The organism is Nitrosospira sp. NRS527, assembly GCF_018406445.1.
Classification (GTDB): Bacteria; Pseudomonadota; Gammaproteobacteria; order Burkholderiales; family Nitrosomonadaceae; genus Nitrosospira; species Nitrosospira briensis.
The window spans coordinates 2741534-2764966 of the sequence record NZ_AP024515.1 but is presented as its reverse complement, the minus strand read 5'-3'; the positions used below and the strand labels follow the sequence as shown (position 1 = coordinate 2764966).

The following is a 23433-nucleotide window of genomic DNA, read 5'->3' as shown; positions in this document are numbered from 1 at the left end:
GTTGGTCTGACGTGACAGGAACGGTTCGCAGCTTTATATCCGGCCTTGTTGCAGCCGATCCTTCCGCTGCGGGCCACTATGGATTCCGCTGACCCGCACCTCATTTCTCTCACGAACTCGAAGTTCTTGGAGCCATTCAGGTTTGGCGGATCCCGGTCCGACCTGTGTTGCCATCGCTATCGATTCCCAACGCAACCTAGATAGACGTTCCATCTTTACAGAGTCAATCTCTCATCTGGCGGTTACCGCTAACACCGGTTTCACGCTTGCATATCCTTTCTGGTACGGTCGGTCATGGGCAAGCACCGCCCAGATCGTCCGCGCTATCCTGTTTGCCAGGGCGACAGTCACCACATTCGGATGCCGCCGCTGCTTCATCTGTTCGACCCACGGACCTGGGTCCTTCGTGTTTATCAACACACTACGTGCGCCGTGGATCAGTAGCGTGCGCAGATACGTGTCGCCGCGCTTACTGATGCCGTGAAGATTCACCTTGCCGCCCGAACCGGTCTGCTTCGGCACCAGTCCTGCCCACGCGGCAAACTCCCGCCCTGATCTGAACGCCTTCGCGTCGCCCATCATCGCGACCGCCGCGGTTGCGGTCAGCAGCCCCACGCCGGGGATCTCACTGATCGCTTTCACGCCATCGTCCTTCTTCCATTCGCGCATCCGGCGCTCGATCGCTGCGATCTGCTCGTCCAGATTCGTCAGTCCGTTCCACTGCTCACGCAACGTGTCGATCAGCACCGCTGGCAAACGCTCCACGACCCGGGCAAGGATTTCCGGTATCGCCTTGTCAAGCGACGCCCGTCCTTTAGCCGTCACCTCGCCGTACTCGGTCAGCAGCCCGCGTAAGCCGTTGATCTGCATCGTCCGGAACTTCACCAGTTGTTCGCGCATCCGGTGCAGCGCCAGCATTGCCTGCTGCATTTCGGTTTTAACCGCGACCGCCTTGCTTGGTTGCTGCACCGCCAGCCAGATCGCCCGAGCATCCGCCGCGTCGTTCTTGTTGCGGATGTTAAACGCCTTCACGAATTCTCCCGGCATCAACTTGACCTGATGACCCATCTTCAACAGTTTCCGCGCCCAGTGGTGCGCACCCCCGCACGCCTCCATTCCGATGAGGCACGACGACCGGTTAGCGAAATGTTCTAGAAACACCGCACGTTTGACGGGCTTGTTCACGATCTCACCCGTTTCCTCGTCCACGTAGTGCACTTGGACGACCATCTTTGCAATATCGATTCCAACTGGCGTTAGCTTCATCTCGGCTCCTCCGGTTTGCAATGTGAAGATTTATGCGATCTTCCACTGTAATCACGCCGATGCCAATGGCCCCCTGAGAGTCCCATCCTTCCCTACCATTCCTCACGGGAGGAGGCGTCCATACCATTTCTCTCAGATGTTGGAGCCTCCTCAAAACCCGGGGCGGTTCAGACTGTTCCGGTCTTGGACCCTCCTGTGAGTACTGTGGAGACGTATTCATTAGCATCAGCCCGCGTTACCTCCGTGACCCCCTTGTCACCCACCAGCCCAATCAGTTTATCCCACACCCTTTGGACATGGGTTACAAACTTCACATCGTTCTTCTTTGGGTGACCGCTTAGGTAAACCTCTAGGGCATCGCTGAGGCGGAACTGAGGCTTCTCGTTAATCAGCCTTAGAGCTTCTAGTTCAACAGAGCTTAGGAACTCTTCGTGACTGATGTGCTCCCCTTCGCCCTCGACAGTCCCTCCCGTATAGGCTCGCTCTTTCGCTTGGAGGGTATCTATGAATGCATCAAGCCCGAATTCGTCGTTTGGGGAGGACTGAGGTTGTAGCCCAAACTGAGCCAATAGCTTAATGGCGGATTCACGAATACTTTAGGGACTTCTATCGGGATTGTGGCGAAGGGAAGCCCACGTTGATTCATACTGCCTATTGAGTTTGGCGACCTGTGTAGCTACTTGCTTTAAATTGTTAGTCTTGAGGTTGACCTTGATAAGTATCTTCCCCCCGTAGCGGTCCACTAGGTCGAGGGGTATCTTTCTCTGGTAGTAGAAGGTAGTGCCGCGCTTATAGACGTAACGAAGAGACACCTTGAATAAGCTTCCGAGCGATAGTTTCATGGATAGCACCACAAAAGTACCACTAATAGCAAGCTCTTTAAGCTGTAACTCTTTGTATTTTGGAGGTAAAGCGAGTGATTGCTGGTGCCGGGAGGGGGAATCGAACCCCCATGACCTCGCGGTCGCGGGATTTTGAGTCCCGTGCGTCTACCAATTCCGCCATCCCGGCACAGCCTGCCGGGGCATTATTACTGAAAATCCAAATCGCGGCAACTCATAAGCAATGCCGGGTGTATCGGTATAATATGCGCGATGAAAATTCAGGATTTCGATTTCGATTTGCCCCCCGAGCTCATCGCGCAGTTCCCGGTTGAGCAGCGCGCCAGCAGTCGCATGCTGCATCTGAAAGGTTCTGTTGGTGCCCTGGGTGATGCAATGTTTGCCGATTTGCCCCGCTATGTGCGCCCTGGCGACGTCATGGTGTTTAATGACACCCGCGTGATCAAGGCGCGTCTGCACGGCGTGAGGGACACGGGCGGCAGGGTGGAGGTGATGGTGGAACGGGTGCTGGATGCCCATTGCGTGTTGGCGATCGTGCGCGCGAGTCATATGCCGAAACCGGGCTCGAAGCTTTTCCTTGCTGGCGCCATTAACGTGACGGTGTTGGCCCGCGAGCATGATTTTTATACGTTGCGCTTCAATCACGAAAACACGGTTATCGATTTATTGGAGCGTTACGGTAACCTGCCGCTGCCGCCTTATATTTCCCGGCTGCCGGGAAAAATGGACGAGGCGCGCTACCAGACCGTTTACGCGAAGCAGGCAGGCGCTGTCGCGGCGCCGACTGCGGGCCTGCACTTTGATGAAAGCATGCTTGCTGCATTACGAGAAATGGGGGTGCAGATTGCTTATGTGACGCTGCATGTGGGTTCCGGTACGTTCCAGCCGGTTCGGGTGGACAATATTGCCGATCACAAAATGCATGGAGAAATTTTTCATGTGCCACAGGAAACGATTGACGTAATTCGGCGCGCGAAAGCCGGAGGGGGCAGGGTGCTTGCAGTCGGCACCACATCGCTGCGAGCTTTGGAAGGGGCGGCAGCACGCACGGCAGAGGCAAAGGCGGAGGCATTGGAAAGTATGGACGAATTGAAATCGGGTCATGGCGAGACCGATATCTTTATTACGCCAGGGTATCGTTTCCGCGTGGTAGAGCGTCTGCTGACCAATTTTCATTTGCCTCGCTCAACCTTGCTGATGCTCGTGTCCGCATTTGGAGGAACGGAGAACATTCGTCGTGCTTACCAGCATGCTGTGAATGAGCGGTATCGGTTTTTCAGTTACGGTGACGCCATGTTGATCGAACGACAATCATAGAACGCCGTTCCCTGCTTAGCCCGCTAATTAACCGCTGATTGTCTGCCTGCCCTATAATTTGAAATGCAGTTCCGAAAGCCTCTGCATCCACGCGTTCTGAATACATCATTCCAAGACACTTTGAACTGTCTCAACCGTCTCCAGGGCACTTTGAAACTACTCCCATCCAGCAAGCAACCGGTAGCATGAAATTTCAACTGCATCGTACCGACGGCCGCGCCCGTCGGGGTACGTTATCGCTGGCCCATGGCACGGTCGAGACGCCCGCTTTCATGCCGGTAGGCACTTACGGCGCGGTCAAAACGATGTCACCTGCGGATTTACGGGAAATTGATGCACATATCGTGCTTGGCAACACGTTCCACTTGTGGCTGCGCCCCGGCCTCGAAGTGATCGGCGCACATGGCGGATTGCACCATTTCATGGGTTGGGATGGACCTATATTGACGGATTCGGGCGGTTTCCAGGTGTTCAGCCTGGGAGCCCTGAGAAAAATCACCGAAGAGGGCGTCAAGTTCAGGTCGCCGGTAAATGGCGACGTGTGTTTTCTCACGCCGGAGGAATCGATGCGTATACAACGCATACTCAATTCCGACATCGTGATGATATTCGACGAATGCACGCCTTACCCCGCGGACGAGCCAACTGCGCGTGAATCCATGGAATTGAGTGTGCGCTGGGCGGAACGGTCGAGGCGCGGGCATGATGATGAGCGGAATTCCAACGCATTGTTTGGCATTATCCAGGGGGGAATGCATGAAAATCTCCGCGATGATTCGTTATCCAGACTGGTGGATATCGGCTTCGACGGTTATGCAGTCGGCGGACTATCGGTAGGCGAGCCCAAGGAGGATATGCAGCGCATCCTCAAGCACATCACGCCCCAGTTGCCCGACGAAAAGCCGCGTTATCTCATGGGTGTGGGTACCCCGGCGGATATTGTCAATGCCGTTTCCCAGGGCATAGACATGTTTGACTGCGTGCTTCCAACACGTAATGCCCGGAACGGGTGGCTGTTCACGCGCAACGGAGTAGTCAAGCTGCGCAATAGCCGGTACCGCCTGGATACAGCGCCGCCGGACGAACAATGCAACTGCTATACATGTCGAAATTTCACCCTTGCTTATCTGCATCACTTGCAGCGAACCGGTGAAATTCTGGGCGCACGGCTCAACACGCTGCACAACCTGTATTATTACCAGAAATTGATGAGCGAAATCCGCGCCGCTATCGAAACCGGGCAGTTCGAGGAATACGCGCAAGGATTTCAAGCCCACGCCGCATCGTGCTAAAATCGCATCCTTTTTTATCCCATTATCGGAGAAGCCATGTGGATTAGTGAAGCCTATGCTCAGGCCGCTGCGCCTGCGCAAGCAGCGGGAGTGGATTTTATGAGCCTGCTGCCGCTGATCGGTATATTCGTTGTTTTTTACCTTCTGCTGATTCGCCCGCAGGCGAAGCGTGCCAAAGAACAGAAATTGATGATAGAGGCACTGCAGAAAGGTGATGAACTGGCAACTGCATCCGGTGTATTGGGACGCGTGGTCAAGGTTGCCGGAAACTACGTCATACTGCAAATTGCCGAAAATGTGCAAGTCATCATACAAAAAACAGCCGTTCAGACCCTGCTACCCAAGGGAACCTTGAATAGTATCGAGAAAGAATAGCCCATCCTTGTAAAGGTCTTGGCGCGAAGGCTGTGGCGTAGGTTTTCAGTACCACTTCCTAGCTCCCTTATTTCCTGTTTCTCGCCTTTCACTCAAAAAAATGAACCGCTACCCTTCCTGGAAATACCTGATTATCGCGGTTTCGATACTGCTGGGGCTGGTCTACACTCTGCCGAATTTTTACGGCGAATCGCCAGCGGTGCAAATTTCGCCGCTACGCACCGCGCCCAAGGCGGATACCGTGCTACTGCAACGGATTGAAGATGCGCTGAAGAAAGCGAACCTTCCCGTGGATGGAATGTTTCTTGAGGCCGGCGGTGTCAAAGTGCGCTTTGCTGATACCGACACGCAGATCAAGGCCAGGGATACGCTCCAGTCTTTGCTGGGTAGCGGTTACATGGTCGCGCTGAATCTGCTCTCCAATTCCCCTCACTGGTTGACGAGCATCGGCGCATTGCCGATGTATCTGGGGCTTGATTTGCGCGGCGGCGTGCATTTCCTGCTGCAGGTGGATATGAGAGGCGCACTTTCCAAGGCACTTGACCGCTATAGCGCGGACATACGCGGCAGCCTGCGGGAGAAAAAGATTTCCTATGCCGGACTTGACAAGCAGGGTTCCCAAATCACTGTCAAGTTCCGTAACACAGAATCGCGTGCTCAGGGAAAAGCGGAAATCAACAAAACCTACGCAGATCTGGATTTGCGCGAAGAGAATGTGGGCGCCGAGTTTTATTTGATAGCCAATATCAAGCAAGAAGCGCAGGTGCGTATCCAGAGTTCCGCTGTACAGCAAAACATCACGACCTTGCGCAATCGCGTCAACGAGCTTGGGGTGGCCGAACCCATCATTCAACAAGCCGGTGTGGACCGCGTCGTTGTGCAACTGCCGGGCGTGCAGGATACCGCCAAAGCCAAGGATATTCTGGGACGTACCGCCACGCTGGAGGTCCGCATGGTGGATGAGGGTCGCGACCTGGAGGCAGCGTTGCGCGGGCAGGTTCCCTTCGGTTCCGAGCTTTATAACGAGCGCGGCGGCGGGCCGGTACTGGTGAAAAAACAGGTGGTGCTGACGGGTGATCGCATCACTGACGCCCAACCCGGCTTCGACAACAACAGTCAACCCGCCGTGCACATCGATCTCGACAGCAATGGGGCGCGTATATTCAAACAATTGACCCACGATAATGTCGGCAAGCGCATGGCCATTTTACTGATCGAGAAGAATCAGGCTGAGGTCATTACCGCGCCTGTGATACGCGAAGAAATCGGTGGTGGACGAGTGCAGATCAGCGGGCGCATGACCACCGAAGAGGCCAGGGATGTGGCGTTGCTGCTGCGTGCCGGTGCTTTGGCCGCACCGATGGACATCATCGAGGAACGGACGGTAGGCCCCAGCCTTGGGGCGGATAATATTTCGCGTGGGTTTAATTCGACGCTGTACGGCTTTCTCGCGATTGCCTTCTTCATGACAGTTTATTATCTGGTGTTTGGCTTTATTTCGGTAACGGCGCTGGGCGTGAACCTGCTTCTGCTGGTGGGCCTCCTTTCGATTCTGCAGGCTACGCTGACGCTGCCGGGCATGGCGGCAATCGCGCTCACCCTTGGCATGGCAATCGATGCGAACGTGCTGATCAACGAACGTGTCCGTGACGAGTTGAGGGAGGGGTTATCGCCGCAAGCCGCAATCAACGCGGGCTACGAGCGGGCGTTCGGCACTATTCTCGATTCCAATATTACGACCTTGATCGCGGGAATCGCGCTGTTCGCATTTGGCTCGGGCCCTGTCAAGGGCTTTGCCGTGGTGCTGTGTCTAGGCATCGCCACATCGATGTTCAGCGCGGTGATGGTATCGCGCGGAATAGTCAATCTGGTATATGGCGGCCGCCGCAAGCTGGAGCGGGTCTCTATCGGTCAGATCTGGAAGCCGACTACCGATAAGCGCTAATATGAGCAGAGCGGGAACATACATTCCTTCGGGGAGATAAGGGTCAGCATGGAATTTTTCAGAATCAAGCGCGATATTCCCTTCATGAGCTGGGGGAAATATACCACCACCATTTCGTTACTTACTTTTGTCGTGGCGGTATTTTTTCTCGTCACCAAGGGGCTGAATCTAGGCGTGGATTTTACCGGCGGCACCGTGATGGAGGTGGCCTATACCCATCCTGCCGAGACTACCAGGATACGGGATACGCTCGTCAAAATGGGAATGCCCGACGCCAGCGTGCAGAACTTCGGCACATCGCGGGACGTATTGATACGCCTGCCGGCCAAGCCGGAGATGTCCAGCGCCAAGCTGTCCGAAACGGTGATAGCGGGGTTGCGCCAGGATGACGAAGCAGCGGAGCTGCGGCGTGTAGAGTTTGTGGGCCCGCAAGTGGGTAAGGAACTGGTGGAAAACGGTGCACTGGCGTTGTTACTGGTTTCGCTCGGCATCGTCGCTTATCTGGCGGTGCGCTTTGAATGGAAGTTCGGGGTCGCCGGTATCATTGCGAACCTGCACGACGTGGTGATCATTCTCGGATTTTTCGCATTCTTCCAATGGGAATTCTCACTCACCGTATTGGCCGCTATCCTGGCCATTCTCGGCTATTCAGTCAATGAGTCGGTGGTGATATTCGACCGCATACGGGAAAACTTCCGTAAAATGCGCAAGGCTACGGTGAACACAGTCATCGATAACGCGATCACCCGCACGATGTCGCGCACCATTATCACGCATGGCAGTACCCAGATGGTCGTGATCTCAATGTTCCTATTTGGCGGCGAACCACTGCATAATTTCGCACTGGCGCTTACCATCGGCATTCTGTTCGGCATCTATTCCTCGGTATTGGTGGCAAGCCCTATCCTCATGTTGCTGGGAGTGTCGCGCAAGGATATTGTGAGACCTGAAAAGAAGGAAGAGGTACAGGCGCTACCCTAATTCAATTACAAGTTAAACCAGCCTGATCCCATTGTCCGCCAGTTAGCTTTATCCTGGCCCTACTAAGGCTTCTCTTGGAAATTCTCGCTACCTTCATCGATATCATCCTGCACCTGGACAAGCATCTCATCTGGCTGGTTCAGAATTATGGCAACTGGATTTATCTTATTCTGTTCCTGATCATTTTCTGCGAGACAGGATTGGTCGTGACGCCCTTTCTGCCGGGTGATTCGCTGCTGTTCGTGGCGGGTGCGATTGCCGGAACCGGTGCAATGGACGTTCAATGGCTGGCCGCGCTTCTCATCCTCGCTGCATTTTGTGGCGACAATACCAATTACTGGATAGGGCGTTATTTCGGTCCCAGGATATTTTCCCGAGCAGACTCGCGTTTATTGAATCGCGCTCATCTGGAAAAAACCAATCAGTTCTATATGAAGCATGGTGGCAAAACGATCATTTTCGCGCGTTTTCTGCCGATCATTCGCACTTTCGCACCTTTCGTGGCCGGTATCGGACGCATGATTTACCCACGCTTCATGGCCTATAGTGCATTCGGCAGCGTCTTCTGGATCGGTTTTTTCGTATTCGGCGGATTTTACTTCGGTAACGTGCCAATAGTGAAAAACAACCTGACCTTTTTCATATTCGGCATCATCATTATTTCCGTTCTTCCAGGTATTGTTCAATTTGTGCGCAGTTGGCTTGGAAATCGCGGGGCGGAAGCGCCAGTCAAGCGATTGGAGTAACGCGATTTAACCGGAAACCGGAGTTGTAGCGAACTCACCAAAAAGGCGAGGTTTATGGGCACCAAGAATCCTTTCGGGTTTTTTGGGTTCTGGCGCCTGGCAGGCAAGTGGGCTGAAAAACAAGTTGCTAACAGCCGGATTCAGGTTTAAGCTTAATTCAAGCTTAGGCAGACGCAGCGGCCGACAGCGAAGCGCATCGTGGCGCATGAAAGCCTCTTTAATCACCCGCCCCCAGTTCGAGCGCCCGCTGCCGTGACTGAGCCCGCTTCTCTTCCGCGTTTTCTTCTTTTGCATTCTCCAGCCCCAGCCAACCCTGTAGATTTGCGAGAGCGATGTCGGCCAATGCGCATATCCAGTCATCGCGTTCATTCAGGCAGGGAATGTAGTGATATTCATGGCCACCAGCCTGGATGAAAATGGCTTTCCCCTCTATGGCGATTTCTTCCAGTGTCTCGAGGCAATCGGAAACAAAACCGGGACAGACGACATCCACGCGCCCGGTATTCTGCTTACCGAGTTGCTCCAGTGTAGTCGCGGTGTAGGGTCTTAGCCATTCAGCCCGGCCAAAGCGGGATTGAAAACAAATCTCATATGCGTCTGCATGCAATTCCAGCGCCTCCGCCAGCAATCGCCCGGTTTTCCGGCACTCGCAATGGTAGGGGTCACCTTTATCCAGCGTTGAGCGCGGTACCCCGTGAAAGCTCATTACCAGCTTGTCGGGGCGGCCGTTTTCAGTCCAGTAATCGCGTATATTCTGTGCCAGCGCGGCAATATAGCCGGGATGATCATGATAATGTTTCACAGTGCGTAGCGCAGGGGTGTTGCGCATCTTCCCCAGTTGCGCAAATACCTCATCGAACGCGGAGGCTGTGCTGCTTGCGGCATACTGGGGATAGAGCGGCAGCACCAGAATGCGCTCGCAGCCATTTTGCCTCATTCCCCGCAGCACCTCGGCGATGGAAGGATTGCCAATACTCATCGCATATTCCACTATTGGTGCCGGCTCGGCGCGTTTGGCCAGCACATCGCGTAGCAGGCCGGTCTGTAGAGTGGTGTGGACTTTCAGTGGCGAACCTTCCGGCATCCAGATCAGCGCATATTTCTCTGCCGATTTTTTCGGACGCGTGTTCAGTATGAAGCCGTTCAGGATCGGCCACCATGCCCACCGCGGAAATTCCACTACGCGTGGATTGCTCAGGAACTGCTTGAGATAAGGCCGCAGGGCTTGTGCGGTGGGAGCGTCAGGCGTACCGAGATTGACTAGTAAAATGCCGGTCTGGCTCGGCGTGCCGTGCTGGTGGGCAGGTTCGGGCGCTATCAAGATATTCCAATTCTCATCAGAAACAAAACTGCTTTGTTAACATCTTCTTCGGCTCTACTATAGCCACCGTGACGCAACCTATTGGTGGTCCATCCTTTCGCGGGAACAGGAATAGTGCATCAGAAGCAAATTGACCGTGCAGGGACCGCTGGATGACTCACACACGTTCTGGAATGAGCGCGGCGTTTCACTAATGGGTAATAAAGTGGCTAATGTTGCGATAGCGCGCTGGAAAGCAGCCTGGCAGTCACATCCACAATCGGAATGACGCGTTCATAAGCCATCCGCGTGGGTCCGATCACGGCGACGGTACCGACGATTTTTCCGTCCACTTCATACGGTGCGGTAACCATGCTGAACTCATCCAAAGTCACGCCACCGGACTCCCCGCCGATAAAGATCTGCACACCTTCCGCCTTGCGGCTGAATTCCAGCAACTGCAACAACGCGGTTTTCCGCTCGAAGAGATCAAACAGTTTCTTCAGGCTGGTTGTATTACTCGACAAGTCATGCACATCAAGCAGCTTGTGTTCGCCCGCCACGACCACGTTTTCGCTGTTCTCCTTGATTGCAGCCCCTCCCGCTTCAATAGCGGCAGTCATGAGCTGGGTCGTATCATGACGCAATTGCTTCAGTTCGCTCTGGAGGCGAGTGCGGATTTCATCGATGGCGCAACCCGCATAATTCTGGTTAATGAAATTGGCCGCTTCCGTCAATTCGGCCTGGCTGTATGTCCGGTCCGTAAAAAGCACGCGGTTCTGAACATCCCCTTCCGGCGTCACGATGATGAGCAGAATACGCTTTTCCGACAAGGTCATGAATTCGATATAGCGAAATATGGCGGTACTCCGCTTGGGCGCCACCACCACGCCGGCAAAGCGTGTCAATTCCGCCAGCAATTGTGAAGCGGCATTAATCAATCGTGAAGGATTGTCCGGATGAAGCTGGTCTTGAAGCTGGTGGATCTCGATGACTTCCAGAGGCTTTACCACCAGCAGCGTGTCCACAAAAAAACGATAGCCCTGATGAGTCGGTATGCGGCCGGCGGAAGTATGGGGACTGGCGACAAAACCCATTTCTTCAAGATCCGCCATCACATTTCGAATAGTGGCGGGGCTCAGATCAAGACCGGAGAACTTGGAGAGCGAGCGAGAACCCACCGGCTGACCTTCGGTGATATACCGTTCGACCAGAGTCTTTAGCAGGATTTTGGCGCGCTGATTTAACATTCCATTATTTTACACCAGGATTCATTCTACCGGCTGAATTGAGTCTTACCGCTCCCGAGCGACAGAAAAGGCAATGGCTAATCCCTAAGGACGCCAACATGTCTAACATTACTTGGTAGTTCCCTGATTGATAGACATCTCTTTTTTGTCTTCAATTGCAAAAAATTTCGTACGGGCCGGCTTCGCGGCGACCGGCACCCCCTTCCCGCAAAGCATCTTTCAGCCAATACCCGCCGTGATCGCCGCGCTGAATATATCAATCACGGGGCTGGAATACTTTGTCACCTTGGGGCCGATATGGTTTAATCTCAAGAAATGTTTCATACCAAAGGTCGGCTTCATCAGCGGTTCCACCTATTCTTCAGTCTAATCCAGCGATGAGTTCTTCGTTTAAAACAATAGCTTTGATCGGCAAGCATAAAAATCCCGATATCGTGGCTCCGCTGCTGAGTCTGGGAAGGTATATGGAGAAGCGCAATCTGGAAGTTCTGCTGGATCAAGCTACTTCTGCTGTCGTGGCAGAGGCAAAATACCCTGCCGTGACTCTGGAGGAGATCGGTATACGTGCTGATTTGGCAATAGTCCTGGGCGGCGATGGCACGATGCTCAATATCGCACGAAAGCTTGCGCCTTTCAACGTTCCGTTGGTTGGCATCAATCAGGGCCGGCTCGGATTTCTTACTGATCTTTCGATCGACTCCATGCTCGAAACGCTGGGCTCGATGCTGGATGGCCGATATTTCAAAGAGCGGCGCATGCTGCTGTTCGTTGAGGTCGTCCGCGATAATGTCACGGCATATAGTGCCTTGGCATTAAATGATGTAGCGGTAAATCGCGGCGTTGGCGGTAACATGATCGAGTTCGAGGTGCGTATCAATGGCGAATACGTATACTCCCTGCGTTCGGATGGTTTGATTGTCGCGAGCCCGACCGGTTCTACCGCTTATGCACTGTCATCGGGCGGCCCCATCCTTCACCCCAGCCTTGATTTGATTGCACTGGTTCCGGTCAGCCCGCATACGCTGAGCAACCGCCCGATCGTTGTCGGACCGGACGCTGTCGTGGAAATCCTGATGCATCGTACCGCAATCGCACGTGTGCATTCCGATAGCCATTCCCATTACGATTTAAGGCAACATGACAAGGTTATCGTGCGGCGCTCTCCCCATACCGTAACATTGCTGCACGCTTCGGATCACAGCTACTACCGCATGCTCCGCGAGAAGCTTGGCTGGAGCGGCATACCCAGAAACCAGGTATGAGCCTTTCAGCATGCTAAAGTTTCTGAGCATAAGGAATTTTGTCATTGTTGACTGCATGGAACTGGAGTTTGCTCCCGGTTTCACTGTGCTTACCGGCGAAACAGGCGCCGGAAAATCCATTCTGATCGATGCGCTCTCGCTTGTACTGGGCGAACGCAGCGAAACGAGCGTCGTCCGCAATGGCTGCGAGCGTGCTGAAATCAGCGCGGAGTTCGATATCGGCGCACTGCCGAAGCTCGCGGAATGGTTGTGCGAAAACGGATTCGAAAATCATGATGACGATCGCGGAGTATGCCTGTTGCGCCGGTTGGTGGATGCCGGCGGACGCTCCCGCAGTTTTATCAATGGTCGCGCTGCTACGTTGCAGCAATTGCACGCGGTTGGTGAAAACCTCGTGGATATTCAGGGGCAGCATGCACATCAGTCGTTGTTGCGCAAGGAAGCGCAACGCGAACTGCTCGACGCCTATTCAGGCAACCGGCAATTGGCGCAGTCTGTCGCAGAAGCGTACCGGCATTGGCAGGGACTTCATCGGTTACGCGTGTCCCGGGAGCAAAACGTGGCCGCTTTCGCTCAGGAGCGCGAGCAACTGGAGTGGCAAGCAAGCGAGATCTCCGCGCTGAATTTTTCGTTTGATGAGTGGCAGGCGTTGCAAGCCGAGCACAGCCGGCTATCCCATGCGGTCGCTTTGCTTGAAGCGACGCAGATGGGGCTCGAAACCCTGTCGGAAGGCCAAACCGCCGCGCTTTCGCAGCTAAATTCGGTCATTTTGCGTCTGAGTCAGGTACTTGAATGCGATAGCAGCCTCAAAGTGGTGCTTGATTTGCTCGAGCCGGCGCAAATCCAGTTACAGGAAGGCGTGTATGAACTTGGGCGTTATCAACAGCGTCTTGATCTGGATCCCCAGCGTCTGCAGGATATAGAGGCCCGCCTGGCGGCAGTTCACGCGACGGCCAGAAAATATCGGGCTGTTCCCGATCAACTGCAGGAGCTGTTGAGGATGGTCACCGAGCGGCTGGAAGAACTGGGTCACAAGGAAGATGGCGAGTCGCTGGCGAGGCAAGAGGCGACAGCCAGAGATGAATATCTCAAGCTGGCAAAAGAATTGAGTGTCGGGCGAACAGGCGCAGCGGCCACGCTTGCCCGGCAGGTTACTGTCGCAATGCAAACCCTGGCGATGGCAGGAGGAGAATTTTCGGTAACGCTGACCCCGCTCGAGCAAGGTAGTGCGAACGGCATGGAGCAAATCGAGTTTCAAGTTTCCGCCCATCAGGGGTTGCCATTGCGGCCATTGGCAAAAGTCGCGTCCGGCGGGGAATTGTCGCGGATCGGCCTGGCGATACATGTCATCACAAGCAAGCTCGGCATGACGCCCACGCTCATATTCGATGAGGTAGACGCAGGTATTGGTGGCCGAGTCGCAGAAATGGTAGGGGGAATGCTGAAAAAACTCGGCGCTGAGCGTCAGGTGTTGTGCATAACCCATCTAGCCCAGGTTGCGTCGGCGGGAGACCATCAATGGCAGGTCTCTAAATCAGCCGATCCCGCTAATCCGGGAAACATATCGAGCCGCATCGCTGTGCTTGAAAGGCAGGAGCGAATCGAGGAAATTGCGCGAATGCTGGGCGGTGCAAAAATAACCGACACCACCCGCAAGCATGCCGCCGAGATGTTGCTATCCGCCGGGGCAGAAGACGTCTGATCGGACGAGATTGCCTGGCAGCCTGTCGGACTTAAAGGAAATCGGCTGCAAAAGCGTCTGGCTGGTTCATATTTTGCCGCTTTTTCGGCCAATAGAATAACTATTGGCCTTCAAAATCCTTAAAATCTGTCCTCACCCAGTCACTTTTTCGCTGCGATTCTTCAAGTCCGACATGCTGCTAGTTCCACCATTACCGGTGCATGATCGGAAGGCCGTTCGAGTTTGCGCGTTGCTCTGTCGATAACACACGCGGTACATACTTCGGCAAGGTCTTTGCTTAATAGAATGTGGTCTATCCGCAAACCCATGTTGCGGCGGAAGGCCATCATGCGATAGTCCCACCAGGTGTAGGATTTTTCCGGTTGTTCGAATAGGCGGAAGCTATCCATGAGGCCCAGATTGAGTACTTCACGAAATGCCTCACGCTCTGGCAGGCTGAACAGAACCTGGCCTTCCCATAACTTTGGGTCGTGTACGTCGTGCGCTTCCGGTGCGATATTGAAATCGCCCAGCAACACCAGTTTCGGATGCTGGCTTAACATGTCTCGAATCCAATCCGTGAGGGCGGCCAGCCACCTCAGCTTATATTGGTATTTTTCGGACTCGACGTTCTCACCGTTGGGGACGTAAATGCAGATTACCCGCACATCGTCGTAAACGGCACCCAGAACGCGCTTTTGAGGATCGTCAAAACCGGGTATGGCGGTGATGATTTCGCTTCCCCGCTGTTTGCTGAGCAAAGCGACGCCATTATAGGTTTTCTGGCCACTATAGATCGTATGATAACCAGCCGCCGCAATGGCTTCCATCGGGAAATTCTCGTCCTGCAGCTTCGTCTCCTGCAGGCACAGCACATCGGGTTGATACACTGCCAGCCAGTCAAGAACCTGCGGCAGGCGGACCTTGAGAGAGTTTACGTTCCATGTGGCAATTTTCATGCGTTCATTTTATCAAATTTGCACGTGCGGCCTGCAACAAATAGTCATAACGCAAATCAAGGCACCATGATTTGGTGATTTTTCCGAATAAATCATCGGATCTCCCCGCTTGATCGCCACGCGCCCCGCCCCGGATTTATTTCAAAGTTTTCCAATTATGTTGTGCTATTATGGAATTAGGCGTATTGGGCTGAGTGCGGGCTACTCGGAGTACTCGCGCCGGCCCTCACCGGGATCTTGGGGGACTATCGCATGTGTCGCCCGCTACATTCAGTATTTACTCGTGGCGCTCTTTCGGCCGCACTTACATGTGTCTCGTTAACGGGAGCTGGTGCCGATGTTTAGCAGGAATACGGTCGATGTTGGCGCTTGTCGCGCGCTGTTTCCCTTTCCAACAGAGCCGTGGCTATTATGAATACTTCAGATGACTCGGAAGAATTTGGCGTAGCCGATTGGCGGCGGCTATTGCGTTCGATCGGTGAAGACCCATCACGCCAAGGGCTGGTTGAAACGCCAGGCCGCATAACGCGGGCCTGGGCTCATTGGACGCGCGGCTATAAGCAGGATCCGGCAGCGATTCTCAAGACATTTGCCGACGGCGGCGAAAGTTATGACGAGCTGATCGTTGTCAGGCAAATACCCGTTTACTCGCATTGTGAGCACCATCTTGCCCCCTTCTTCGGTCACGCAACCGTTGGGTATCTTCCGAGCGGACACATCGTTGGGTTGTCGAAGTTGACACGACTGGTCAATTGTTTTGCTGCACGCTTGCAGGTTCAGGAACGCCTGACCCAGCAAATTGCGCAGTCCCTGGTTGAGCATCTTCAGCCCAAGGCTGTCGGTGTAATTATTCGCTGCCGCCACATGTGCATGGAATCGCGGGGAATCGCCGTCGCTGGCGAAGAGACCGTCACTTCGGCAATGCTTGGCGATCTGAAGACAAACGCCGCTCAACGAGCCGAGTTCCTGGCGCTAGCCGAGTAACTTCTGCGAAAGCAGCGTCCTAAAAGTTTGCGCTAATATCCCTGTTTGCAACGTTGAATTACAGGGAAATAGAACACATGGTTCGAAGAGTACGGAGCCATGGCGCGGCTATAACGCTTACCCATCATTTGGTTTTCCAATTATCCGCATCAGAAATCCGTGCATAACCAACTGGAGTGCAAAGCGTATGACACCGGCTAAATATCTGTCCATTTTCACACCGGCGACCAAGCTTGAAAGGGAAGAAAATTTTGAAAATTACTGGGAATTTACTCAGCAGCATGGCGGTCAACTTTTTGAAGGTGCGAAGGATCTGGAAAAAAAGCGTGCAAGGCTCAAGCACTTTCAGGAGCATCCCGTTAGGTTGCGCCACCCGCTCGCCAATCCCGAAGTCTTTTACCGCAATTATGTCGAGATGCAGGATGATCCTGGGTCAATGGATCGCATGACCCTGATGTTGACGTGCATTTATAAATTCGCGAGACACGAGTGGGTAGGAATAAAAGGCGCCTGGGATGTCATTCCTGATATGGCACATTCATCTAAAGTAACTGACAAAATCAGTCGCGTGCATTTAGCCGAAGAATTTTGCCATGTACGCCTTTTTAACGAAATGTTACGCACGTGTGGTCTGGATAAGGTGGAGTGGGTACCTTTAGGGCCGATCAAGGAAAAAATCTACGAGCAATTTCCGAAAGTTCCGGGATTCTTGAAGGACTCGCCCGCTTTTATTACCGAACTGATGGGAGTAACGTTTTATTGTCACCTATACCGCTTGTTTGATGAGATATTGACTGAAGAACCCGAAGTCTGCTGCCGTTTAAAAGAACTGCTGGACGAGATCACAATTGATGAAGTAGCGCATGTGGGTCAACGAAGGAATTTTATCGGCCCTATAGGGATGGGAATTTCCAAAGCACTGGTTAAACCTTTCTACACGATGTTTTTCAAAGATATACCCGAAATCGGACAATTACTGGATGTTGACCAGATGATCAAGGACGGTGTTTCTTTTGATTTCAATGAGTTGCCTGCGCACATGATCGAGCGCAGCTGGGTTCCCTCCTATTGCAAGGCATTAGGCATATCGGAAATGAGTTCCGAGCTTTGAAAGTTCGGCTATAGCTTGTATTTAGCGAAATTACAACGGTACTTCCCATCCCTGAGGACAGCGCGGAGCCTGTCCAGCAGGGCACTTCACTTATATAATAGTGCAGGGCTCGATGAGTCCCATGGAAAGGGCGCGGGAAATGGCTTGCTGGCGGTTGACCACACCCATTTTTTGGGCCGCGTTCTGAAGATGAAAAGTAACCGTACGTTCCGATATGTTGACGATGTTGCCTATTTCCCAGCCGGTTTTTCCTTCGGCTGCCCATAGTAAACATTCTTTTTCCCTTTCTGTCAGACTGATCCGTTTCAAAGGAAGCGGACCTTTGCTCAGAACGACACGCTGCACTGCCTCGTGTAGATAACAGGTCAATAGCTGGGCTTTGTCCATTGTCGCGATAATATCATCCTGAGCTTCACGAGAGTCGCGGGAGGTCGCAAGGCTCAGCATTGCAGCTTCGCCTCGCCCGCCGTGAACCGAGAAGCTGGCCCCGCTTGCCAGGCCGCAATCCTTCGCCTCGCTTCTTATCCTTGCCTCCTTGCGTCCCTTGAAAATCTCGTTCCTCCAGATGACTGGAATTGACGTTTTGGCGCAGTGGGAAACCGTAGGATCAATACTGGCGTAACCTTCCTCGTCATAACGTTTTCGCCATGCTTCCGGATAACAACTGAGAATGAACCGATAGGGACGGGTAAGCGACGTATTTACCTGCACGCCGTATAGAAAATGCTCGAATCCCATCTGGCCAACAATGGCTGTGGCATCCCTGTGCAGTTCTTCCACGGTATTGCAGTTCAGCAACGACTCGAATAGTTGTAAATTAGTCATGATTTTCTCCTCATGATATCCCCCTTTTATTGCAAAATTCTTACCACCAGTTTACGAGTCGTGAACATTTTACCAACAAGTTACTTATACGAAGCGTTATTTGCTAAACAAGATCATCTGGAGTTTATTGATTTGCCGCGCAATAGAGATTCGCTTTCTTGCCCATCCCATTTGCCGGTTAAAGTTATTATGAATCATATTGAACATTTTTAACGTGCTGAAAAAGACGGAAAAAACATGGCTTTTCTGCTGATACCTCGCAGTCTGTCGGACCTGAAGGAAATCGGCTGCAAAAGCGCTTGGCTGGTTCATATTTTGCTGCTTTTTCGATCAATAAAATAACTATCGGCCTTCAAAATCCTCAAAATGCCCTTCACCCAGTCACTTTTTCACTGAGATTCTTCAAGTCCGACAGACTGCTAGCCGGCATAGATCGAGATCGGTTTTGGCCTGCGCCAGAATTTCCTCAAGTCGACGCGTCTTGCAGTAAAATTTTTGCTTTTGTATTCACCGAGTGCGGTAAGGGTTATACGATCGAACAGACCCTGCCTGGACATTGCCCATAAAGGTGCAAACCAGCTTTGTTCGAGCTCTTTCAAACTTTCGCGCCAGCCATATGCATCCGCGTACTGAGCTTTTCCATAGAGGGCGTCAAGCACGACGAGATGATGGCCGGACGCAGCGGATTGTTGCCACATCGCCGCGCTTGGCGGAAGCGGTATATGATCTGTACCAGACGCCAGCGCCAGGGAGCGGGCAAGGACATTATTGCTCCATATAGAAGTATACGGAGAACTCGGCGATTCCGGCATGACCCCGCCGCCCCAGAACCAGGTACTGTTAATGACTGGTTCGCCATGCGCCTCTCGCGACTGGTTAAGCGGATGCGAATGCAGCAGCATTTGAATTTCATTGAAAAGGCCGCGCCAGAACGTTTGGTTCACGCCGAACGGCAGCAATTCATTGATGCCTCTGTTTGCAGCCTCGCTGAGCAAATGTGTTTTTGCCGCGGGTGTTTTTGTTACGCGCATATACCAGCGATCGGGCCGTAGCGGCAAGAACACCAGTTCCTGGCTACTTGCCGCAAAGTGCTGGTTGAGCACGCCGGTAAGCGCCTCGGCCTCTTGCGATGAAATCCCGAAAACACGGCTATCAGCCAGCACGATCTGATCACGCTCGATATGCAAGTGCACCGGGTCGGCGCGAATCCAGTAATCGTTTCCTGCTTTTATATCCTCCGCTCCGTCGACCAGCAGAGCAAGAGGTGCAACTGGCCAGTCCTGCTGTTTTGCGACGCCAAACGCCCCGCAGAGCCAAGCCTCCAGTCCTTCCGACTCATCGTCATCGCTCGAACATTTTGCTATCAGATTCTCCAGTGCGGGCAGCGATAGATCACGGTAAATGTCCGGAAGCCCGGCATCGGGCCAAAAGAGGGCAGGAACAAGCAAATGTAGATTCATCGTGAGTTCGAGCGTGAGGCGAAGCCATTGCCGGTCCGGCAATGCCGAGCAGACCGGGGAGAAGGCGAATCAACGCGCATTCGCCCAGGGCGTAAACAGAAAAGCGGATGCTGAAAAACTGAGTGCTTTCGGAGTGCTTTAACCTAAAGCCGGCAGTTGACCGCTCATTTGCTAACTAAGTACTATAGCTGAAAAGGATTTTTCCTACCCTGTGAGCTTCAGCTTTTTGATCGGCTCGCTACGGATTGAACAGTTCTTGCGGCACAGTGCGGCGTTGCAACTCCTTGGAATGGAATGATCATTCCGCGTCGTTGCGCCTTGCTCTGCACCCCAAAAACCGCTCACTCCACCCCGTCCAACTGCCGAATTTAGGTTTAGCCGCCCGCGACCATCATGCGGTCAATCAGCAGGGAGCCGCATTGCTTGGAACCACGCGCAATCACGTCGTTACCGACTGCGGAGATGCCGAGCAACATATCTTTCAGGTTGCCTGCGATAGTGATTTCCTCCACGGCATGGCAGATTTCTCCATCCTCCACCCAGAAGCCCGCTGCGCCGCGTGAATAATCTCCTGTGACGGGGTTTACGCCTTGACCGAGTAATTCAGTTACCAGTACGCCTTTATTCATCTTCTTGAGCAAGGCGGAGAACTCGAGCCCGGCGCCATTATCCAGAATAAGGTTGTGGTTACCACCGGCATTTCCGGTCGTGCTCAACCCAAGCTTGCGAGCGGAATAACTGCCGAGAAAATACCCCTGCACCACGCCATTCTCTACTACTTTGCGTTCACGCGTGGCGACACCCTCGCTATCGAACGACCCACTAGCCAACCCTTTTTTCAAGTGAGGCACTTCCCGGATCTGAATATCGGGGGCAAATACCTGTTTGCCGATACTATCCAGTAAAAATGACGACTTGCGGTAAAGACTGCTGCCGCTCACGGCGCCGACAAAATGGCCCATCAGGCTGGCTGCAATCGGCGCTTCAAATAGAACAGGTACTTCGCAGGTTGCAATTTTCCTGGCGCCCAGGCGCGCAACGCTGCGCATTCCCGTTTTTCTGCCAACACTATCTGCATGCTCCAGATCAGCGGCATCGCGCGCGACGCTATACCAATAATCACGCTGCATCGTATCATCCTGGCTTGCAATCACCGCGCAACTGATACTGTGACGAGAACCGGGATAGCCACCCATGAATCCCAGGCTGTTGGCATACACAAACTGGGACTCGCTCAACGAAACGCTCGCCCCTTCAGAATTGGTGATGCGTTTATCAACCGCGAACGCGGCCGCCTCACAGGTTTGAGCGAGCTGTATTGCCTGCTCCACCGGCAAATCCCACGGAAAATACAAGTCAAGGTCAGGAAATTCTCGCGCCAGCAAGTCGCTATCGGCCAGCCCTGCGCAATCGTCGGCGGCCGTGTGTCCAGCAATCGACAGGGCTGCCGCGACCGTGTCGTTTATTGCCTGGGGCGCGAAATCCGAGGTGCTTGCATGGCCGCGCTTCTGGCCGATGTAAACCGTTACCGAAAGTCCCTTGTCACGATTGTACTCTATGGTTTCGACCTCTCCGCGCCGGACGGTCACACTCTGGCCGAAACCATCCGATATGTCGGTCTCACAGGCGCTGGCGCCGTTTTTTTTGGCATAATCCAGAACGTCCTGCGCAATTTTTTGAAGCACGGGGAAAGGATAGGAAAAACGCGGGGAAGGGCGGATATTATCGTTCATGGCGATTTTAAGGGGAGATACCTTATATTGATTAGCTGGCAAAATAACACCCGCAAGCTCGTCTTCCAGACAAGTAGTAAACAGACTGGCCTGAGATTACATGGAAATGACGCTATGATAGCAGTTTCTTGAATTGGGAAGCACAGTGCAAAAAACCCCAACAAACGATTCCGGACCACTTCCGGTCAGCAAGACCCGGCGCAAACAGGAAATGCATGCGCTCCAGGACATGGGCGAACAACTGATACAGCTCGATCCCAAACGGCTGGCCGAACTTGACCTGCCGGAAACGCTGGCTGACGCCATACTCGAAGCCAAGCGGATACGCAAGCATGGAGCGCTTCGCCGGCAAATGCAATTTATCGGCAAGCTGATGCGTGACGTAGACGCGGCGCCAATACAGGAAAAACTTGATGCCTGGAACGGCCTGAGCGCGCAACATACGGCATGGCTGCATCTGCTGGAACGCTGGCGCGAGCGGTTGCTGGCGGATGAACTGGCGCTGGGAGAACTTGGGCAAAAATATCCTTCCGCAGACCTGCAGCAATTGCGTTTGCTGACGCGCAACGCGGAAAAGGAAAGACTTGCGAACAAGCCACCCAAAAGTTTTCGTATGCTATTTCATGAACTGCAAAAAATTATTCCCGAAGGCTCGGAGTGGACCGATAACGAATGACGAACCACGGAACGCATAACTGAGTAGCCATCTCTTCCGCATGCCATGGAAAGCACGCGGGTTGGAAATAAATTTGAAATTTGAATAGCTAGCCCGGATATTTCATAAATTGACGCGCTCCCTTGCTGGTCTTTTGTTTCGTATGAAAATTTCGTTCAGTCGGGCGTATGAATAACTACGCCACTCTTCACGAAATCTCCCTACAAAACAAAATCCTGCGCAATCATCACGCGAATTTATGAAACATCCGGGCTAGGGATGTGTCGCGAAGTATCAGTCGAACTGCTTGCAAAACCGGGGCCTGTTCAGCATTTTCCACTCACTAAAATTTGACGCCCGTCCCCACGAGTTCCGATGAGACAATTTTGTAAGCAAACTCGGCCGGGTCAAGGCTGTCCCGCTCGTGGCCGCCAATCTCGGCCTGGGGATACATGAAAAACGGCAGTTCTTTAAAAACGCTGTCTTTTGCCAGGGTGATATCTTTGGCATGATTAAATGCCACCCAGTTCATTTCCCATGCACCGAATAATTTTTCGCGCAGTTCAATCACTCGCGGGTTGGTGATCAGCAATGCCTCTTCCAGCGCCAGTTCGCGCACATCAGCGGGGTCCACGGGTACCCAGCCCAAGCCGGCAAGATAAAATTCCGCCCGGACATGCTGAGCAGTGGTGATATCATCGGATTGTCCCAGGGCTTTGTGGGTCGCTGATTCATCTATGCGAATTCCGTAATGGTCCCGCGCAGGAACGCCTGCTGCGCGCGCAAGTCCCACAAATAAAGCATTAAGGTCGGCGCATTTTCCGCCCATATTGCCGCTTTCCAGCATGAGCTTGATATCGCCCCGGCCACAGCCACGGGTTGCCGGATCGCGATAGGAATTGTCCACCACCCAGTTATAGACGGCATGCGCTTTTTGCAGAGGCGTCTGGGCATTGGCGTCTTTGATGATTGACAGTGCAGTCTTGCGTACAATACCGTCTAGGGGTATGTGCTTTGTCGGTAGCAGAAAACGTTTCACATCCGCAGGGATCGCGCCCGTGCCTCGCTCGGAATAATGCTTCAGGTCGACAGAGCGATCAACCGTCTTCACAATGCTGCTTACCGAGACGGTGCGTGGACCGGTACCCCGCCACTCAGCGTAAAACATGGGTGAAGATGTTCCGGGAACGGTCTCGAACTTGGCAACAGTCGGATTGCCGCTCCAGACGCTGCCTTGAGAAAACTGATGGGGTGTATCGTCGGTATCGGGTAAGGGTACCCATAAACGCGCTTTTTTTCCGTCGGCGGGAAGCTCGAACTTATAGGTCAGGCGATAAGTATGCCGCCGTGACGGGATAGCCTGTTGAGCAAACACGGATGGGGCGACGGGAAATAATGCGGCGCTTACTCCCGCCAATTTGATAAAATCCCTGCGTTTCATATTTTCTC

At 53.3% G+C, this 23433-nt stretch carries 21 protein-coding genes and 1 tRNA gene; 11 read left to right on the top strand and 11 right to left on the bottom strand.

Annotated elements, in window-relative coordinates; translation table 11 throughout:
* Nucleotides 1-231: 231 nt before the first annotated feature.
* The 3 genes from KJS40_RS12360 to KJS40_RS12350 form a co-directional block, all read right to left on the bottom strand.
* Nucleotides 232-1266, bottom strand: a complete 1035-nt coding sequence (locus tag KJS40_RS12360) for an IS110 family transposase (RefSeq protein ID WP_213538161.1) — start codon at nt 1264-1266, stop codon at nt 232-234.
* Nucleotides 1267-1433: 167 nt separating this feature from the next.
* Nucleotides 1434-1835 (bottom strand): hypothetical protein, encoded by a 402-nt coding sequence (locus KJS40_RS12355; RefSeq protein ID WP_213538159.1) that lies wholly within the window; start codon nt 1833-1835, stop codon nt 1434-1436.
* Nucleotides 1836-2190: 355 nt separating this feature from the next.
* Nucleotides 2191-2277: transfer RNA gene (locus KJS40_RS12350), tRNA-Leu, on the bottom strand.
* A gap of 83 nt (nt 2278-2360) precedes the next feature.
* Between KJS40_RS12350 and queA the strand changes: the two genes are divergently transcribed.
* The 6 genes from queA to KJS40_RS12320 all read left to right on the top strand — a co-directional run bounded on the left by queA (nt 2361) and on the right by KJS40_RS12320 (nt 8764).
* Nucleotides 2361-3425 carry a tRNA preQ1(34) S-adenosylmethionine ribosyltransferase-isomerase QueA gene (gene queA / locus KJS40_RS12345; protein ID WP_213538157.1) on the top strand — a complete coding sequence of 355 codons (1065 nt, stop codon included), beginning with the start codon at nt 2361-2363 and terminating at the stop codon, nt 3423-3425.
* A gap of 185 nt (nt 3426-3610) precedes the next feature.
* Nucleotides 3611-4717, top strand: a complete 1107-nt coding sequence (gene tgt / locus KJS40_RS12340; RefSeq protein WP_213538155.1) for a tRNA guanosine(34) transglycosylase Tgt — start codon at nt 3611-3613, stop codon at nt 4715-4717.
* 36 nt (nt 4718-4753) lie between these two features.
* Nucleotides 4754-5092 carry a preprotein translocase subunit YajC gene (gene yajC, locus KJS40_RS12335; RefSeq protein ID WP_213538153.1) on the top strand — a complete coding sequence of 113 codons (339 nt, stop codon included), beginning with the start codon at nt 4754-4756 and terminating at the stop codon, nt 5090-5092.
* A gap of 100 nt (nt 5093-5192) precedes the next feature.
* Entirely contained in the window at nt 5193-7037 is a 1845-nt protein-coding gene (gene secD / locus KJS40_RS12330) for a protein translocase subunit SecD (protein WP_213538151.1), read from the top strand.
* Nucleotides 7038-7085: 48 nt separating this feature from the next.
* Nucleotides 7086-8018 carry a protein translocase subunit SecF gene (gene secF, locus KJS40_RS12325; protein ID WP_213538143.1) on the top strand — a complete coding sequence of 311 codons (933 nt, stop codon included), beginning with the start codon at nt 7086-7088 and terminating at the stop codon, nt 8016-8018.
* Between the two features lie 74 nt (nt 8019-8092).
* On the top strand, nt 8093-8764 hold the full coding sequence (locus KJS40_RS12320) for a DedA family protein (protein WP_213538141.1): 672 nt from the start codon (nt 8093-8095) through the stop codon (nt 8762-8764).
* Nucleotides 8765-8981: 217 nt separating this feature from the next.
* Here the strand turns inward: KJS40_RS12320 and hemH are convergent, their stop codons facing one another.
* The 3 genes from hemH to KJS40_RS15500 form a co-directional block, all read right to left on the bottom strand.
* Nucleotides 8982-10088, bottom strand: coding sequence for a ferrochelatase (hemH, locus tag KJS40_RS12315; RefSeq protein ID WP_213539844.1), 1107 nt, complete (start codon nt 10086-10088; stop codon nt 8982-8984).
* 206 nt (nt 10089-10294) lie between these two features.
* Nucleotides 10295-11314: a heat-inducible transcriptional repressor HrcA gene (gene hrcA / locus KJS40_RS12310; protein ID WP_213538140.1), complete on the bottom strand. Its 1020-nt coding sequence runs from the start codon at nt 11312-11314 to the stop codon at nt 10295-10297.
* Between the two features lie 219 nt (nt 11315-11533).
* Nucleotides 11534-11668, bottom strand: a complete 135-nt coding sequence (locus KJS40_RS15500) for a hypothetical protein (RefSeq protein WP_280520236.1) — start codon at nt 11666-11668, stop codon at nt 11534-11536.
* A gap of 23 nt (nt 11669-11691) precedes the next feature.
* Here KJS40_RS15500 and KJS40_RS12305 point away from each other — a divergent pair, with 23 nt between their 5' ends.
* Both KJS40_RS12305 and recN read left to right on the top strand, forming a co-directional pair.
* Nucleotides 11692-12576 (top strand): NAD kinase, encoded by an 885-nt coding sequence (locus tag KJS40_RS12305; protein ID WP_213538138.1) that lies wholly within the window; start codon nt 11692-11694, stop codon nt 12574-12576.
* 10 nt (nt 12577-12586) lie between these two features.
* On the top strand, nt 12587-14278 hold the full coding sequence (gene recN / locus KJS40_RS12300) for a DNA repair protein RecN (protein ID WP_213538136.1): 1692 nt from the start codon (nt 12587-12589) through the stop codon (nt 14276-14278).
* 161 nt (nt 14279-14439) lie between these two features.
* Here recN and xth read toward each other — a convergent pair whose 3' ends face one another.
* Nucleotides 14440-15216 carry an exodeoxyribonuclease III gene (gene xth, locus KJS40_RS12295; protein ID WP_213538134.1) on the bottom strand — a complete coding sequence of 259 codons (777 nt, stop codon included), beginning with the start codon at nt 15214-15216 and terminating at the stop codon, nt 14440-14442.
* A gap of 411 nt (nt 15217-15627) precedes the next feature.
* On the opposite strand from xth, the gene folE reads away from it, so the two are divergent.
* A complete protein-coding gene (gene folE, locus KJS40_RS12290; protein ID WP_213538132.1) occupies nt 15628-16200 on the top strand; it encodes a GTP cyclohydrolase I FolE in 573 nt (190 codons plus the stop codon).
* A gap of 187 nt (nt 16201-16387) precedes the next feature.
* Nucleotides 16388-17311 (top strand): hypothetical protein, encoded by a 924-nt coding sequence (locus KJS40_RS12285; protein WP_213538130.1) that lies wholly within the window; start codon nt 16388-16390, stop codon nt 17309-17311.
* Nucleotides 17312-17401: 90 nt separating this feature from the next.
* Here the strand turns inward: KJS40_RS12285 and KJS40_RS12280 are convergent, their stop codons facing one another.
* The 3 genes from KJS40_RS12280 to pmbA form a co-directional block, all read right to left on the bottom strand.
* Complete coding sequence (locus KJS40_RS12280; RefSeq protein ID WP_213538128.1) at nt 17402-18136, bottom strand: LuxR family transcriptional regulator; 735 nt, start codon at nt 18134-18136, stop codon at nt 17402-17404.
* A gap of 419 nt (nt 18137-18555) precedes the next feature.
* Entirely contained in the window at nt 18556-19596 is a 1041-nt protein-coding gene (locus KJS40_RS12275; RefSeq protein ID WP_213538126.1) for a phosphoglycerate mutase, read from the bottom strand.
* A 374-nt stretch (nt 19597-19970) separates the two neighbouring features.
* Complete coding sequence (gene pmbA, locus KJS40_RS12270) at nt 19971-21329, bottom strand: metalloprotease PmbA (protein ID WP_213538124.1); 1359 nt, start codon at nt 21327-21329, stop codon at nt 19971-19973.
* Nucleotides 21330-21474: 145 nt separating this feature from the next.
* On the opposite strand from pmbA, the gene yjgA reads away from it, so the two are divergent.
* Nucleotides 21475-22005: a ribosome biogenesis factor YjgA gene (gene yjgA / locus KJS40_RS12265; protein ID WP_025041728.1), complete on the top strand. Its 531-nt coding sequence runs from the start codon at nt 21475-21477 to the stop codon at nt 22003-22005.
* A gap of 322 nt (nt 22006-22327) precedes the next feature.
* Here the strand turns inward: yjgA and KJS40_RS12260 are convergent, their stop codons facing one another.
* Nucleotides 22328-23425, bottom strand: coding sequence for a transglutaminase family protein (locus tag KJS40_RS12260; RefSeq protein WP_213538122.1), 1098 nt, complete (start codon nt 23423-23425; stop codon nt 22328-22330).
* Nucleotides 23426-23433 lie beyond the last annotated feature (8 nt).

What these genes read in the sequence shown, in the direction of transcription:
- secF (WP_213538143.1), top strand. Translation starts at nt 7,086, where the DNA reads ATGGAATTTTTCAGAATCAAGCGCGATATTCCCTTCATGAGCTGGGGG.
- KJS40_RS12260 (WP_213538122.1), bottom strand. Translation starts at nt 23,425, where the DNA reads ATGAAACGCAGGGATTTTATCAAATTGGCGGGAGTAAGCGCCGCATTA.
- hrcA (WP_213538140.1), bottom strand. Translation starts at nt 11,314, where the DNA reads ATGTTAAATCAGCGCGCCAAAATCCTGCTAAAGACTCTGGTCGAACGG.
- KJS40_RS12305 (WP_213538138.1), top strand. Translation starts at nt 11,692, where the DNA reads ATGAGTTCTTCGTTTAAAACAATAGCTTTGATCGGCAAGCATAAAAAT.
- folE (WP_213538132.1), top strand. Translation starts at nt 15,628, where the DNA reads ATGAATACTTCAGATGACTCGGAAGAATTTGGCGTAGCCGATTGGCGG.
- yajC (WP_213538153.1), top strand. Translation starts at nt 4,754, where the DNA reads ATGTGGATTAGTGAAGCCTATGCTCAGGCCGCTGCGCCTGCGCAAGCA.
- KJS40_RS12285 (WP_213538130.1), top strand. Translation starts at nt 16,388, where the DNA reads ATGACACCGGCTAAATATCTGTCCATTTTCACACCGGCGACCAAGCTT.
- xth (WP_213538134.1), bottom strand. Translation starts at nt 15,216, where the DNA reads ATGAAAATTGCCACATGGAACGTAAACTCTCTCAAGGTCCGCCTGCCG.
- tgt (WP_213538155.1), top strand. Translation starts at nt 3,611, where the DNA reads ATGAAATTTCAACTGCATCGTACCGACGGCCGCGCCCGTCGGGGTACG.
- KJS40_RS12275 (WP_213538126.1), bottom strand. Translation starts at nt 19,596, where the DNA reads ATGAATCTACATTTGCTTGTTCCTGCCCTCTTTTGGCCCGATGCCGGG.
- secD (WP_213538151.1), top strand. Translation starts at nt 5,193, where the DNA reads ATGAACCGCTACCCTTCCTGGAAATACCTGATTATCGCGGTTTCGATA.
- pmbA (WP_213538124.1), bottom strand. Translation starts at nt 21,329, where the DNA reads ATGAACGATAATATCCGCCCTTCCCCGCGTTTTTCCTATCCTTTCCCC.
- KJS40_RS12360 (WP_213538161.1), bottom strand. Translation starts at nt 1,266, where the DNA reads ATGAAGCTAACGCCAGTTGGAATCGATATTGCAAAGATGGTCGTCCAA.
- recN (WP_213538136.1), top strand. Translation starts at nt 12,587, where the DNA reads ATGCTAAAGTTTCTGAGCATAAGGAATTTTGTCATTGTTGACTGCATG.
- KJS40_RS12280 (WP_213538128.1), bottom strand. Translation starts at nt 18,136, where the DNA reads ATGACTAATTTACAACTATTCGAGTCGTTGCTGAACTGCAATACCGTG.
- queA (WP_213538157.1), top strand. Translation starts at nt 2,361, where the DNA reads ATGAAAATTCAGGATTTCGATTTCGATTTGCCCCCCGAGCTCATCGCG.